The sequence below is a fragment of the Sphingomonas sp. CCH5-D11 genome, assembly GCF_001557395.1.
Taxonomy (GTDB): Bacteria; Pseudomonadota; Alphaproteobacteria; order Sphingomonadales; family Sphingomonadaceae; genus Sphingomonas.
Map to the genome: position 1 here is coordinate 1 of NZ_LSKH01000170.1, position 13,607 is coordinate 13,607.

At 65.9% G+C, this 13,607-nt stretch carries 8 protein-coding genes; 2 read left to right on the forward strand and 6 right to left on the reverse strand.

Going from position 1 to position 13,607, the window contains the following annotated elements:
• Window positions 1–245 precede the first annotated feature (245 nt).
• The 3 genes from AX702_RS10600 to AX702_RS10610 form a co-directional block, all read right to left on the reverse strand.
• The gene (locus tag AX702_RS10600; protein ID WP_066779206.1) at window positions 246–3,422 is read right to left on the reverse strand and encodes an efflux RND transporter permease subunit; all 3,177 of its coding nucleotides are present in this window, start codon (window positions 3,420–3,422) and stop codon (window positions 246–248) included.
• 325 nt (window positions 3,423–3,747) lie between these two features.
• A complete protein-coding gene (locus tag AX702_RS10605) occupies window positions 3,748–5,007 on the reverse strand; it encodes an efflux RND transporter periplasmic adaptor subunit (RefSeq protein ID WP_066779209.1) in 1,260 nt (419 codons plus the stop codon).
• Window positions 5,004–5,381, reverse strand: a complete 378-nt coding sequence (locus AX702_RS10610) for a hypothetical protein (RefSeq protein WP_066779212.1) — start codon at window positions 5,379–5,381, stop codon at window positions 5,004–5,006. Before AX702_RS10610 ends, AX702_RS10605 begins: the two co-directional genes overlap by 4 nt.
• 532 nt (window positions 5,382–5,913) lie before the next feature.
• Between AX702_RS10610 and AX702_RS10615 the strand changes: the two genes are divergently transcribed.
• Window positions 5,914–7,086: an ATP-grasp fold amidoligase family protein gene (locus tag AX702_RS10615; protein WP_082746198.1), complete on the forward strand. Its 1,173-nt coding sequence runs from the start codon at window positions 5,914–5,916 to the stop codon at window positions 7,084–7,086.
• Between the two features lie 105 nt (window positions 7,087–7,191).
• Here AX702_RS10615 and AX702_RS10620 read toward each other — a convergent pair whose 3' ends face one another.
• Together AX702_RS10620 and AX702_RS10625 are read right to left on the reverse strand one after the other, a co-directional pair.
• The gene (locus tag AX702_RS10620) at window positions 7,192–8,337 is read right to left on the reverse strand and encodes a CaiB/BaiF CoA transferase family protein (protein ID WP_066779216.1); all 1,146 of its coding nucleotides are present in this window, start codon (window positions 8,335–8,337) and stop codon (window positions 7,192–7,194) included.
• 83 nt (window positions 8,338–8,420) lie between these two features.
• Entirely contained in the window at window positions 8,421–9,320 is a 900-nt protein-coding gene (locus AX702_RS10625; RefSeq protein ID WP_066779219.1) for an SDR family oxidoreductase, read from the reverse strand.
• A gap of 144 nt (window positions 9,321–9,464) precedes the next feature.
• Between AX702_RS10625 and AX702_RS10630 the strand changes: the two genes are divergently transcribed.
• Entirely contained in the window at window positions 9,465–10,961 is a 1,497-nt protein-coding gene (locus AX702_RS10630) for a class I adenylate-forming enzyme family protein (protein ID WP_066779222.1), read from the forward strand.
• Window positions 10,962–11,037: 76 nt separating this feature from the next.
• Here AX702_RS10630 and AX702_RS10635 read toward each other — a convergent pair.
• Window positions 11,038–13,607 (reverse strand): TonB-dependent receptor domain-containing protein (locus tag AX702_RS10635; protein ID WP_156455445.1); only part of this gene is annotated, 2,570 nt, incomplete at its 5' end.

Sequence of the window (13,607 nt, forward strand, 5' to 3'; positions counted from 1 at the left end):
GGTTGGGGTGGCCGGGCGGGCGTAGTCGGGGCCGGTGGCGCAGGCTGCGAGGGTGAGCGCGGAGGCTGTTACTATGAGCTTCGTCAGCCAGCTGTTCCCCACATCTTTCCGCTTCCCCGCCGAAGGCCGGGGTCCAGTTGCGGAGGTCGTGGTAACAGGGCGCAGTGTGTCCAACTGCTGTCCCCCGACTGGGCCCCGGCCTTCGCCGGGGAACGAATTGGTGTGTGTGAACATAGGAATGCTCCTTACTCGGCGGGCTGCAGCGCGGGGTCGGTGTGGCGCTCGCGGCGACGGCCGATCCGCTCTGCCAGCCCGCGGCAGACGACGTAGAAAGTGGGGGTGAAGATCAGGCCGAAGCCAGTGACGCCGATCATCCCGAAGAATACCGCGGTGCCCAGCGCCTGCCGCAGTTCCGCGCCGGCGCCGGTGGCGATCAGCAGCGGGACCGCGCCCAGGATGAAGGCGAAGCTGGTCATCAGGATCGGGCGCAGGCGATCCTGCGCGGCGCGCACGGCGGCTTCGACCGGCGAAAGGCCGTCCTGTTCCTCGGCCTGCTTGGCGAATTCGACCACGAGGATTGCATTCTTCGCGGCGAGCGCGATCAGCACGACCAGCCCGATCTGGGTGAGGACGTTATTGTCCATGCCGCGCAGGTTCACGCCGACCATCGCCGCGAGCAGGCACATCGGCACGATCAGGATGATCGACAGCGGCAGGAACAGGCTCTCGTACTGCGCCGCCAGCACGAGGAAGACGAACACCACCGCCAGCGCGAAGACGATGCCCGCGGTGCTGCCGGCGGCCTTCTCCTGGAAGGCGATGCCGGTCCATTCGGTGCCATAGCCCTTCGGCAGGGTCTCGGCGGCGATCTTCTCCATCGCCACCAGCGACGCGCCCGAGGAATAGCCCGGTGCGGTCTCGCCATCCACCTCGACTGCGGGGAAGAGGTTGTAGCGGGTGACGCGATACGGCCCGGTGCGGTCCTCGAAGTTGCTGACCGAGCCGATCGGCACCATCGCGCCGCTGTTCGATCGCGTCTTTAGGTTGGCGATGTCCGCCGGGGTGGAGCGGAACGGCGCGTCGGCCTGGGCGGTGACGCGATAGGTGCGGCCGAGCAGGTTGAAATCGTTCACGAACGCGCTGCCGAGATAGACCTGCAGCGCCTCGAACACGCGCTCCGGCGGCACGCCGAGCATGTCGGCCTTGGCGCGGTCGATATCGGCGAAGATGCGCGGGGTGGCGGTGTCGAAGAAGGTGAAGACCTGTGCCAGTCCTTCGGTCTGGTTCGCCTTGGCGAGCAGTTTCTGCGTCTCCTCGCCGAGCTTGCGATAATCGCCGCCCTCGCGATCCTGCACGATCATGCGATAGCCGCCGGCCGAGCCGATGCCCTGAATGAGCGGCGGCGGGATGACGAGAATGCGGGCCTCGTCGATATCGGCGGTGGCGGCGCGCACCTTGTCCATGATGCCGGCGAAGGTGACGCCGAGATCGGCGCGCTCCTCGAAGGATTTGAGCGGCACGTAAGCGGCGGCGGTGTTGGGGGCGAGCGTCTGCGAGGGGCCGTCGAAGCCGGCGAGCATGACGACGCCCTTCACGCCTTCGAGCGGAAGGATGCGGCGCGCGACCTTCTGCACGACGGCATCGGTGCGCTCGACCGACGCGCCAGCGGGGAGCTGGACGACGGTGAGGAAATAGCCCTGATCCTGCGCCGGGATGAAGCCGGTGGGGGTGGCGACGAAGATCGCCCCCGTCGCGGCGATGAGGCCGGCGTAGGTGAGCATCATGCTCTTGGGGCGACGGACGAGCCGGTCGGTGAGGCGGGCGTAGCGGTCGCTCAGCCGCTCGAAGCTGCGGTTGAACCAGTCGCCGGCGCGACCGAGCGCGCGGGTGACGGGGTTGCCGTGGCCTTCCGCCTCATGGCCTTTCAGTAGGATCGCGGCGAGCGCCGGCGACAGGGTGAGCGAGACGATCAGCGAGATGATCGTCGCGGTGGCGATGGTGACGGCGAACTGCTGATAGAAGGCGCCCGACATGCCGGTGAGGAACAAGGTCGGCACGAACACCGCGCACAGCACCAGCACGATTGCGACCAATGCGCCCGACACCTCGTCCATCGAGGTGCGCGCAGCCTCCAGCGGCGTGAGGCCGGCGGCGAGGTTGCGCTCGACATTCTCGACCACGACGATGGCGTCGTCGACGACGATGCCGATCGCCAGCACCAGCCCGAACAGCGAAAGGGTGTTGAGCGAGTAACCGAAGGCGGCGAGTACCGCGAACGTGCCGACCAGCGACACCGGGATCGCCACGATCGGGATGATCGCCGCGCGCCATTTCTGCAGGAACACGAGGATCACGAGGACGACGAGGATCATCGCCTCGAAAAGCGTGTGGATCACCGCGTCCACCGATTGCGCAATGAATTCGGTGGGGTTGTAGATCACGCGATAGGCGAGGCCCTTGGGGAAGGACTTGGACATCGTCTCCATCTCGGCCGTCACCTTCTCGGCGGCGGCGAGCGCGTTGGTGCCGGGACGCTGGAAGACCGCCGCGATGACGGTCGGCTGGCCGGACAAATACGTGTTTGAATTATAGTCCTGCGCGCCGAGCTCGACGCGCGCGACGTCACGGACGCGGACCTGGCGGCCGTCCGCATCGGTGCGCACGATCACGTCGCCGAACTGCTTGGGATCGACGAGGCGACCCTGCGTCTCGACGTTGAGCTGGAAGGCGTTGCCCTGCGAATAAGGCGGCTGGCCGAGCGTGCCGGCGGCGACCTGCACGTTCTGCGCGCGCAAGGCGGCGACGATATCGCCCGCGGTGAGGTTCAGCGCGGCGGCGCGGCCGGGGTCGATCCACACGCGCATGGCATAATCGCGGCTGCCGAACAGGCGCACGTCGCCGACGCCGTCGATGCGGGCGAGCCGGTCGCGCACCTGGGTGAGCGCGTAGTTCGAAATATAGCCGCGATCGAGTGAGTTATCCGGCGAGATCAGGTTCACGACCATCAGGAAGTCGGGGCTGGTCTTGCGGGTGACGACGCCGAGGCGCTGCACTTCGGTGGGCAGGCGCGGCACGGCGATGGCGACGCGGTTCTGCACCAGCACCTGCGCGGCATCGAGATCGGTGCCGATCTTGAACGTGACGGTGATGGTGACGACGCCGTCGCCGGTCGATTGCGAGCTCTGATAGAGCATGTTGTCGACGCCGTTGATCTCCTGCTCGATCGGCGCGGCGACCGTCTCGGCGACGGTCTCCGCGGACGCGCCGGGGTAAGTGGCGGTGACGGTGACGGTGGGGGGGACGATGTCCGGATATTGGGCCACCGGCAGCGACCAGTAAGCGATCGCGCCGATGATGGTGATGATCACCGCGATGACGCCGGCGAAGATCGGGCGGGTGATGAAGAAGCGCGACAGGCGCATGGGATGCTCCCCGGGTGCGAGGATTAGCTTGCATCGCCATTCAGCCCATACCGGCCTGCAAATGGCAGTTTCGCGCGCTTCCGGTGCCCACGTACTGAAGTACGCTGCGCTCCGGGCCGCGCAAAACTACCATTTTAGGCTCGGTCTGAACTGAATGTCGATACAACCTAAAAGGTTGGTTTGTTGGGTCGTGTGGGGTGGGACACCTCCACTCCGTTCGCTCTGAGCTTGTCGAAGGGCGTGTTCCGCACGAGCCGCTGGCGGCTCTAGCTGGGCACGTGCTTCGACAGGCTCAGCACGAACGGGGGGTGGAAGGAGCGGCGGGCTAGCGGCTTGCGAAGGTCGCCTGGCTCGCCACCGCGACACCCCCGGCGCCGGGCGGCGCGGCCTCGTGCACCGGCGCGATGCGGCCGGCGCGGACGTTCACCTTGGTGCCCGGCATCGCCATCTGCGTTCCGCTGATGACCACGCGGTCGCTCGCGGCCAACCCGCGGCGCACGACGCGCAAGCCGTCGACCACTGGCCCCAGCTGCACCGCCTTTGCCGCCACCGTGCCGTCGCGCGCGACGGTCAGCAGTGTCTTGCGCGCCTGGTCGGTCTGCACCGCAGAGTCGGGTACCAGCAGCGCCGGTGCCGTGCCGCCGCTCGAAAGACGCATGTTGCCGAACATGCCCGGCGTCAGGAACAGGTCCGGGTTACGCAGCACCGCGCGGCCACGGATAGTGCCCGAGCGCGGGTCCAGGCCGTTGTCGGTGAAATCGAGCCGCCCGTCCCAGCGATACTCGCCCTCGTCCTGCAGCTTGATCTCGACCGGCGACGCCGCCTCGCCCGCCGCCTGCGCGCGCTTGGTCTTGAGGAACAGCGCCTCGGAGCCGTCGAAGGCGAAATAGATCGGGTCGAGCGCATTGATCGTGGTCAGCAACGTGCCGCTGGTATCCCCGCCGGCGACGAGGTTGCCCGGATCGATCCGCCGGTCCGACACGCGCCCGCCGATCGGTGCGCGCACCTGCGTGAACTCCACATCAAGCGACCGCGCCCGCACGCGCGCCTCGGCCGCAGCAAGCGCGGCATTGGCGGCGCGCATTTGCGCATTGAGCTGATCGAGGTCGCTCTTCGAAATGCCTTCGTCAGCCACCAGCCGATTGCCGCGTTCGAGGTTCGCGCGCGCCAGCGCCACGTCGCTGCGCGCGCTGGCGAGCCCGGCGCGCGCCTCCGCCAGCGCGGCGGTGAATGGCCGCGGATCGATGGTGAACAGCAATTGGCCCTTGTTCACGATCGCGCCGTCAGTGAAGTGGACCGCGGTCACCGCGCCCGACACGCGCGGGCGTACCTCCACCGACTTGCTGGCCTCGAACCGGCCGACATAATCGTCCCATTCGGTGATCGGGCGGACGAGCGGGGCCGCCACCGTCACGGTCGGCGGCGGCGGTGCAGCGATCGCCGGCTGCTCGCGGTTCAGGGCTGCTGCGCCCGCCAGCGCCAGCAGCACCGGCGCACCGATCAGCGCGCCCGTGCGCCAGGTTCGCTTCCTTGGTTCGGCCACGACCGTCTCCGGCGCGGCCTCGATCTTGCTGTGCATGTTCATGCGCGTTGCGCCTTGTTGAACGTCGCCGCACGGATGCTGGCGAGCATGGTGTGATACTGGCCGGTGGTGAAGCCGGCCGCGAGAAACTCCGCCATCTCCTGCGCCGGCACCGACACCCGATCGTGCCAGACGCGTACCGCGAGGCGGCGCAGCGCCTCCAGCCTTGGATCGGCGAGCCGCGGATTGGCTCGCTTGCCGAACAGGTTGCCGAGTGCGACCGACAATCGGCCCGGCTCACGCAGCGTCGCCAGCGTGTCACCCCGGGCAAGCACGACCACCGCCCATTCCAGAGGCGACAGACGGTCAATGGCCGGGCGGTCGGCCGTGGCAGCTTGCTGGACGGCACCGAACTCGTCGAATGCGAGATAGGCCATCGGTATTCCCCTTTTCTGATTTGGGCGCGCGCCATTCCCCGGCCACCCGGATGAAAGACGGACACGTGCAGGAGCGATCGCCGCCGCGCGTGACCGCGGCCGACCATCACGGCATTTGAATGATGCAGGAACAGCGCGCGGGTTACGACCCGCGGCTTGCTCCGAAAGAACAAGGAAGCATGACAGCGCCCTTTCCATGAGAGCGCCGAAGCGGCACTCGTTCGATACCACATGGTATAGAAATCACGCTGCGCTGCGTCAACATCTGTTTTGTACCGGATGGTATTTTTCTACAAGATCTTTTCCAAGTGCTGCCGAACGGCGCCTTGGCTCGCCTGCTCCATATAGCCGGAGTGCTTGGTCCCACCGGGGAACAGGGAGGGAGATCAACAGCCGCTGGGCGAGTCGAGGCACCGCAAGCATCGGAGGAATGCCGATGAGAGGCTGCTTTGCACTCCGTTTACATCCCTATTGATCGCGCCTGCGCCAAGCCCGAAGTTGCTGGTAGCGTACGCGTGAAGCAGGGGGCCTTATGCGTCGTTTGGCGACGACAACAATAAGCGACGTCCAGCCCGCCGCGTGCCTAGGCGTTGCGGAATGCGCCGCAGACATCCTGACCTTCTCCCCGGTCGAGGGAGCCGGAGAAGCAATGGTCATGGGGCGACCAGCGGCCGGCGCGACCGAGCTGACCCGAACGGTGAGTTCTCGCGCGGAAAGGCCGTCTGGCCTGGCTCGCCATGTGCGCGCCGTGGTTCGTCTTGCCTGGGTCGCGCTGTGCCGGCTGCTGCCCAATCATCGCGGCATCAATCGCCTGGTCGCAGGCGTCTATTTCCGGCGCGTTCACGGTCGCCGTCCGGCGCTACCCAATGCGCCCGAAAGCACGATCAACGACTTCATCTTCCACCGCATGACGGGCAACCGGTGGAGCGATCTCGAACGGCGCTGCGTGGACAAGATCACGGCCAAGGAGGAAGCAGCCCGCCTGTCGGCGTCCGTCGGCATTCCGCGCACCCGCGGTATGATCGCGATGGACGATATGCCCAATGCGTCCGTGCTCTACGATCGCTTGAGCCGCTTTGCCGGTGAAGACCTGGTGGCGAAGCCGGCCCATGGCAGCGGCGCCACTTTATGGTTTGCGCAGGGCATCACGCGAGAGCTTGCGCAATGGGCCTTCCAGGCCTGGCGCGACGATTACTTCTGGCAGATGCGTGAAACCCAATATGCCGGGCTGCCACGGCGCATCGTGATCGAGGATGCGGTGCGCAAAGCCGACGGAGCGCCGCCGGACGATTACAAGTTCATGTGCGTTCGCGGCACGCCCGTCCTGCTTCAGGTCGACCATGATCGGTTCGGGCCCAATCACCTGCGCCGCCTCTACCGGCTCCCGCATTTCGAACCTTATCATGCCGATGATGGCACGCCCGCTGTGGGAGGCTGGCAACTTGCCCAGCCCGAGCTGTTGGCCGACATGGCGGCGTTGGCCACGGCCCTGTCGCGCCCGTTCGATTATGTGCGGATCGACCTGCTGCTGGCTGACCGGCCGTATTTCGGCGAATTTACCTTCAGCCAGGGCGCGTCGCTCGGCCGATACGTTCCGACCTTGATCGCGAGTAACCCCCCGCAACCCTATGGCCGGTATCTGCTCGATCGGCTGCGTGAGAACGCTTTCGGCATGACGGGCCAAACCCCGAGCGACGTGGTCTGAAGTAGCTCTCAGGCACAGCCGGGGCCTTCGCCGGTCCGAAAGCGCCGGTGATGCAGCACTTTCAGCCCGACGGACCAAGGAACGAGCAGCCCCGCTATCGCCCGATCACAGCCCCAGTTCGGCGCGGATCGCGGCGCCATCGGCATCCAGCGCCGGTGCGAGCCGCGCCGACGGCGTATGCGCCTCGAAATCGATGGGCGTCGCCGGCAGACGGATCGCCGCGCCATCGGCTCCTTGCGCGTCGACGTAGCAGCCGGCCGCCAGCGCCTGGGGATCGCGCGTCGCCTGTGCCACGGACTGCACAGGACCAAAGATCAGCTTCTCCGCCTCCAGTGCCACCTGCACCTCGGCCCAGCTCATGGCGGCAAACGCCGCATCAAGGATGTCGACGAGCGCCGGGCCGTTCGTCCGCCGCGCGCGCACGCCGCTGAACCGGTCATCCTCCAGTAGCTCGGGCCGGCCGATCGCCCGGGCGATGCGCGGCCAATCGCCTGATCCCTGGCGGGGAACCATGACGAACCATTGGCCGTCCGCGGATTGGAAGAAGTTGTTGAGCGGGTTCACCGCTTCCGGCCGCGCCTTGGTGGAGGCGAGCTTGTTCATCTGAAGCTGGATCGCGTGCTCGCACGAGGCGGCATAGATGCCCATGCGCAGCAGCGACGTTTCCAGCTTCTGCCCCTCGCCGGTTCGCGCGCGATGGAACAATGCCCCCATGATGCCGGCCACAAGGCCCATCGCGGCCATGTGATCGCCAATGCCGGTGCGAAGCTGCGCCGGATCGCCACCCTTCACGGTTGTCAGCGCGCAAAGGCCCGATCGCGCCCAGAAAGCGGTAATATCGAAACCGGGCTTGTCCGCCTCCGGACCGTTCGCGCCATAGCCGGTGAAATTGGCGAAGATCAGATCGGGCTTGATCGCGCGAAGCTGTTCCCAGCCAAGGCCCAGCCGCTCCAGACTGGCCGGGCGGGTGTTGGTGACGAACACGTCGGCGGTCGCGACCAAGCGCCGCAGCACCTCCGCATCTTCGGGCACGGTCAGATCGAGCGCGATCGAGCGCTTGCCGCGATTGTCATTGTCGAACACGCGGTTTTCGGTGTTCTCCAGGCCGATCGAGCCGAAGAACTGTCGAAAGGGATCACCCGCAGGGGGCTCCACCTTGATCACTTCCGCGCCCCAGTCCGACAAGATGCCGCAGGCTCCGGGGCCTGCCACATAGCTGGCAAGCTCAACGATACGAATGCCTTGCAACATCTTCCATCTCCCTTGACGCGGCGGCGATCTGTTGTTGCCGCCCTTCTTGTGTCCTGTTCGTACCGTGCTGCCCGGCGCACCCGTCAGACGGTGCGCTGGGCCTTGTCCTTGGCCGTGGTCGCGTAGATCGACTCACGCGCCTCGGCCCATTGTTCGTCCGACCAGGACCGCATGGACGAGAAATTGCCGCCGGTCGCAAGATAGCGCGCGCCATCGATGGCGATGGTCTGTCCGGTCAGATACTCGGCCTGGCGTGACATCAGGAACGCGGCGAGGTTCGCGAGCTCCGGCATGCGGCCGACCCGACCCATCGGATAATCAGCGGTGTCGCGGAACGCGCCGTCGCCTTCGGTCGGGCGCAGGCGGGCGGACATGCCCTCTGTCGGGAAGGTGCCCGGCGCGATGCAGTTCAGCCGGATGCCACGATCCGCCCATTCGACCGCCAGGCTCTGCGACATCACGTTGACGCCAGCCTTCGACATGGCGCTGGGAACAGTGAACGCCGAGCCATTCCAGACCCAGGTGGCGAGGATCGATAGCACCGATGCCGGGATGCCCTCGGCGATCCAGCGCTTGCCGCACGCCAGCGTCATGGCGAAGGAACCACGGAAAACGATGTTCGAAACGGCGTCGAAGCCGCGCATCGAGAGATCCTGCGTGCGGCTGACGAAATTGCCTGCGGCGTTGTTGACGAGGCCGGTCAACGGCCCGCCATTGGCCCAGATCCGGTCGAGCGTTTCTTCGATCGCGTCAGCGTCCCGGATGTCGCAGGCGAGGCCGACCACCTTGCCGCCATGCAGTTCCATGAGTTCGTCCGCGGTCGCATCAAGCACGCTGCCGCGCCGTCCGCAGATGAAGACCTCCGCCCCGAGGATCAGAAACGCCTCGGCCATGACCTTTCCCAGGCCAGTGCCGCCGCCGGTGACGAGGATGCGTTGATCCTTCAGCAGGCCGTCACGGAACATCAAGTCGTCACGGGTCATCAGCTCTCCCCTTTTTCACTTGGCGCCTGCTGGGAGGCGCAGCTTGCAAACGCGATTTTATGTGCGTTAAAACGCGGCAGCGCCAATCGCAAGAGCGAAAGAAGTGCGGCCTTACTGCCCGTAAAAAAGTGAAGAGGATGAGCGATGAGCACAGCATTGGTGGATACCCTGGCACTGGCGATCGAGCGCAGGGCGCGCGAGGCGCCGACGCACATCGCCGTGATCACCGTTGCCGAGACGCTGAGCTATGATGCGCTTCATCGGCTTGGCCTGCGCGTGGCAGGCGCGCTTGATCGGGATGGCATCGGTGTCGGCGATACGGTGGCGGTGCTTGCCGCAAATAGTGCGCTGTATCTGGCGCTGATGGTCGGCGCCGCGCGCGCCGGCGTGGTGCTCGCGGCCATCCCGGTATCCGCCGACCGGGCAGCGCAGGCTGCCATGATCGCGGATTCGGGCGCGCGCCTGCTGTTCACCGATCAAAAAGAGGAAGTCGCCTGCGAAACCATTACGATAGCGATGGATGAGATCGGCGCTTGGATGGCGCCGGACGAGGTGTCTGTTTCGCAAGCGCCGGTCACGCCCGATGCGCCGATGACGATCATCTATTCCTCGGGCACGACCGGCTCCCCCAAGGGGATCGTGCAGCCCTTCCTGTATCGCGCACGCATGCTCGAAAGCGGCGCGGCGCGCGGCTATGGCGCCGATGCGGTGACGATGCTGGCGACGCCGCTCTACTCGAACACGACGCTTTCATCGCTGGTCCAGACGATCGGGGCAGGGGGCACGATCGTTTTGATGGCGAAGTTCGACGCGGGTGCCTGGCTGACGGCGGCGGAAAGGCATCGCGCCACCCACGCCATGCTGGTGCCCGTGATGTGCAGCCGGCTGCTGGCCCATCCCGACTTCGATCACACCGACCTCAGCGCCTTTCGGGTGAAATATTGCACCTCTGCGCCATTCGCTCCGGCGCTGAAGCAGGAGATGCTGGATCGCTGGCCCGGCGGGCTGGTTGAATTCTATGGCATGACCGAGGGCGGCGCGAGTTTCGTGCTGTTCGCGCACGAGCATCGCGACAAGCTCCACACGGTCGGCACGATCGCGCCTGGGGGCGAGTTGCGCCTGCTGAACGACGAGGACCAAGACGTGCCCCCCGGCGAGCAGGGCGAGATCGTCACCCGCTCGCCCAGCATGATGATCGGTTATCACAATCGTCCGGGAGAGACCGCCGCCTGCCGCTGGACCGCGCCTGACGGCAGCATCTGGCAGCGCACCGGCGATATCGGTCGGCTGGATGAAGACGGCTTTCTCTCCATCGTCGATCGCAAGAAGGACATGATCATCTCCGGCGGCTTCAACATCTATCCGTCGGATATCGAAGCGGTGCTGATCACCCATGATCAGGTGATCGAGGCGAGCGTCGTGGGCGTGCCGAGCGATACCTGGGGCGAGACGCCGGTCGCGTTCGTCGTCGCGCCGGGCGAGGATGGCGCGGCGCTCATGACGTGGCTGAACGGGCGGCTCGGCAAGATGCAGCGGGTGGCAGATGTCTGCCTGGTGAATGAGTTGCCGCGCGGCCCGATCGGCAAAGTGCTGAAGCGGCAGCTGCGCGACAGCTATGTGATGCAGCCAGTGAGCGCCTGACACGAAAAGGGGCAAGGCCATCGGCCTTGCCCCAAGTTGAGGAGGGGAGCGGCGGGCCAGCCGCCGCTCCGGATGATCAGAAGCGGATACGGCCGCCAATCGTGATGTACCGCCCGACCGTATCGTAGAGCAGCGGATCGACCACGCGCGAGGTACCGAGCGTGATGTTGTTGGTGTCCGAGGGCGGCGGATCCTTGTCGAACAGGTTGTTGATCGACACGAACAGCTCCGGCTTCGCATCGCCTGCCTCGAACTGCTGCCGCAGCGTCAGATTGGTGTAGAACACCTCCGGCACGCGATCGATATCGACCGTCACCGGCGGGATCGCACGGCGGTGGGCCGCGATGAACCGCTCCTGGATCGAGATCGTCGTGCCGCCCGAGGTGTAGGTCGCCTGCAAATTGGCACGCCAGCTGGGGAAGGAGCCGGTGCCGGCATATTGCACCGCCGCCACGCCGCGCGCTTCCTGGGTATAATCGTCGAGGTAGGTGGCGATGCCGCGCAGGCTCAGCTTGCCGCCGGCGAGATCGGTGGAATAGCTGGCGTCGAAATCGAGGCCGGAAATCTGCACGGTGGCGATATTGAGCGCCACGCCGTTCACGTCGGTTAGGCGCCCGTCCGGCCCGCGTACCGTAAGTGCGCATAGACCTGCATCACCCGCAAAGCACTGATTGACCAGTTGCTGCGCCGACAATGTCGTGATCGCATCCTCGATCTTGATCTTATAATAGTCGATCGAGAAGCCGAGGCCGGGAATGAAGTCCGGCCGGTAGGAGAGACCGGCGGCGATCGTCTTGGCGCGTTCGGGCACCAGGTCAGGATTGCTGCCGGTGAAGGTGAAAACGTTCTGCGTCACCTGATTGTTGTTGAACGGATCGACGATCGCGACGACGTTGCGCGAACGTGGACCGAACAGGTCGCCGATGTTGGGCGCGCGGATATCACGCGAATAGGTGCCGCGCAGACGCAGACCGGAAAAGACTTCGCCGGTCAGGCCGAGCTTCCAGGTGGTGACGCCGCCGCTGGTGCTGTAATCAGTGCGGCGGATCGCACCGTTGAAATCGACCGATTGCAGGAACTTGTCGCCACGGAACAGCGGCACCAGGACCTCGCCGAACGCTTCCTTGACGTTGTAGCTGCCTGCGGAAGCCTGCGGATTGGTGGCGTTGAAGCCGATCACGCTGGAGATCGGATCGACACGGATGTCACCGGACATGTCGCGATATTCGGCGCCGACTGCCGCTGCGACATCGCCCGCCCAGGTGGAGAACAGATTGCCGCGCACCGTGAGCGCGACGACGTCCTGCTTGGCGACCGAGCGGGCGAAGCCGCTGCCCTGCTGGTAGGCGCGCTGCTCGGCCGTCATCGGCGCCGTGCCGAACGGGTTCCACGGCACGCAGCCGTTGGTGGGATTGGTCAGCGTCGAGCGGCACACGATCTGGCCGGTTGCCGGGTTGACGACGGCGTCGGCGGCAGCGCGCGTATTGGCGTTATTTCGCTGATTTTCCGTTTCCAGCGTAAAGCGGGTCTCGCCGTGCTCGTAATAGCCGTCAACGGTGAAGCCGCCCAGGGACGCCTTGAAGCCGGTGGTGAGGTTCAGCGTCTTGGTGGTGTTGGTGACCAGGTTCTGGCCCCAGGTGCCGTCCAGCTTGCCGAGTTCAATGGAGGTGAAGCCGTTCGCCGCCATGGTCTGACGGATGTTCTCCGGCAGATAGGCGTTGTCGGCCTGGATCACGAGGCCGCCGCTGCCGATGAAGAAGGGCATCAGCAGGGGGTAGAAGGTCTTGGAATAGCCGTAGCCGCCCTCGGCGAAGACCGAAAAATCGTTGCTGAACTCGAACTCGGCATGACCGAACGCCGTCTTGGCGTTGAGGTCGGACACGATTGCCGCCGGATAGCGAGGCCCTTCGCCGCCCACCTCAACGGTGCCGGTGAACAGATCGCCGTGCTGATAAAGCGACTGCGCACCGCTGGCGTCGAACTGAATGTCGCGCAGCGAGCCGGCGCCGACGCGCGTTGCGCCGCGACGTGCGCCGGTGATGAGGCCGCCATAGGTGGCGGCGGCAAGGTTCACGTCCTCCCGCAGCAACAGCTGCGGCTGGCCATTGGTCTGCGTGTAAGTGGGATTTGGGATCGTTGCCCAGCCGCGCTGCGCCCAATCGCGCTGCCGGCCATCAATCGGATCCTGTTCGTTGATGCTGCCGGACAGGATCACGCTGCCGCGATCGCCAGCGAACCCGAAGCCGCCCGATGCCTCGACTGCCCAGCTGTGCCCGTCACCATGCGTAGAGATGCCGTTGCGTGCTTCGGCCATCACCCCACGGAACTTGGTATCCAGGACAAAGTTGACGACGCCCGCCACCGCATCCGACCCGTAAGCGGCAGAGGCGCCGCCGGTGACAATGTCGACGCGCTTGATCAGCTGCTGCGGGAACATGGCGATATCGGCGGTACCGGTGACACCTGATGCAGGCGGGCGGCGGCCGTCGAGCAGCACCAGCGTGCGGGTAATGCCGAGGTTGCGCAGGTTGGCCGTGCTCGACGTGCTGGACACCGATCCGCCGGGCGTGAAGCTTGGCGTGGCCGGGCCGGTCGATCCGGTCAGCTGCGGCAGCTGGCGCAACGCGTCAGTGATGTTGGGCGCGG

What these genes read in the sequence shown, in the direction of transcription:
- AX702_RS10620 (WP_066779216.1), bottom strand. Translation starts at nt 8,337, where the DNA reads ATGTTGCAAGGCATTCGTATCGTTGAGCTTGCCAGCTATGTGGCAGGC.
- AX702_RS10605 (WP_066779209.1), bottom strand. Translation starts at nt 5,007, where the DNA reads ATGAACATGCACAGCAAGATCGAGGCCGCGCCGGAGACGGTCGTGGCC.
- AX702_RS10630 (WP_066779222.1), top strand. Translation starts at nt 9,465, where the DNA reads ATGAGCACAGCATTGGTGGATACCCTGGCACTGGCGATCGAGCGCAGG.
- AX702_RS10600 (WP_066779206.1), bottom strand. Translation starts at nt 3,422, where the DNA reads ATGCGCCTGTCGCGCTTCTTCATCACCCGCCCGATCTTCGCCGGCGTC.
- AX702_RS10615 (WP_082746198.1), top strand. Translation starts at nt 5,914, where the DNA reads ATGCGTCGTTTGGCGACGACAACAATAAGCGACGTCCAGCCCGCCGCG.
- AX702_RS10610 (WP_066779212.1), bottom strand. Translation starts at nt 5,381, where the DNA reads ATGGCCTATCTCGCATTCGACGAGTTCGGTGCCGTCCAGCAAGCTGCC.
- AX702_RS10625 (WP_066779219.1), bottom strand. Translation starts at nt 9,320, where the DNA reads ATGACCCGTGACGACTTGATGTTCCGTGACGGCCTGCTGAAGGATCAA.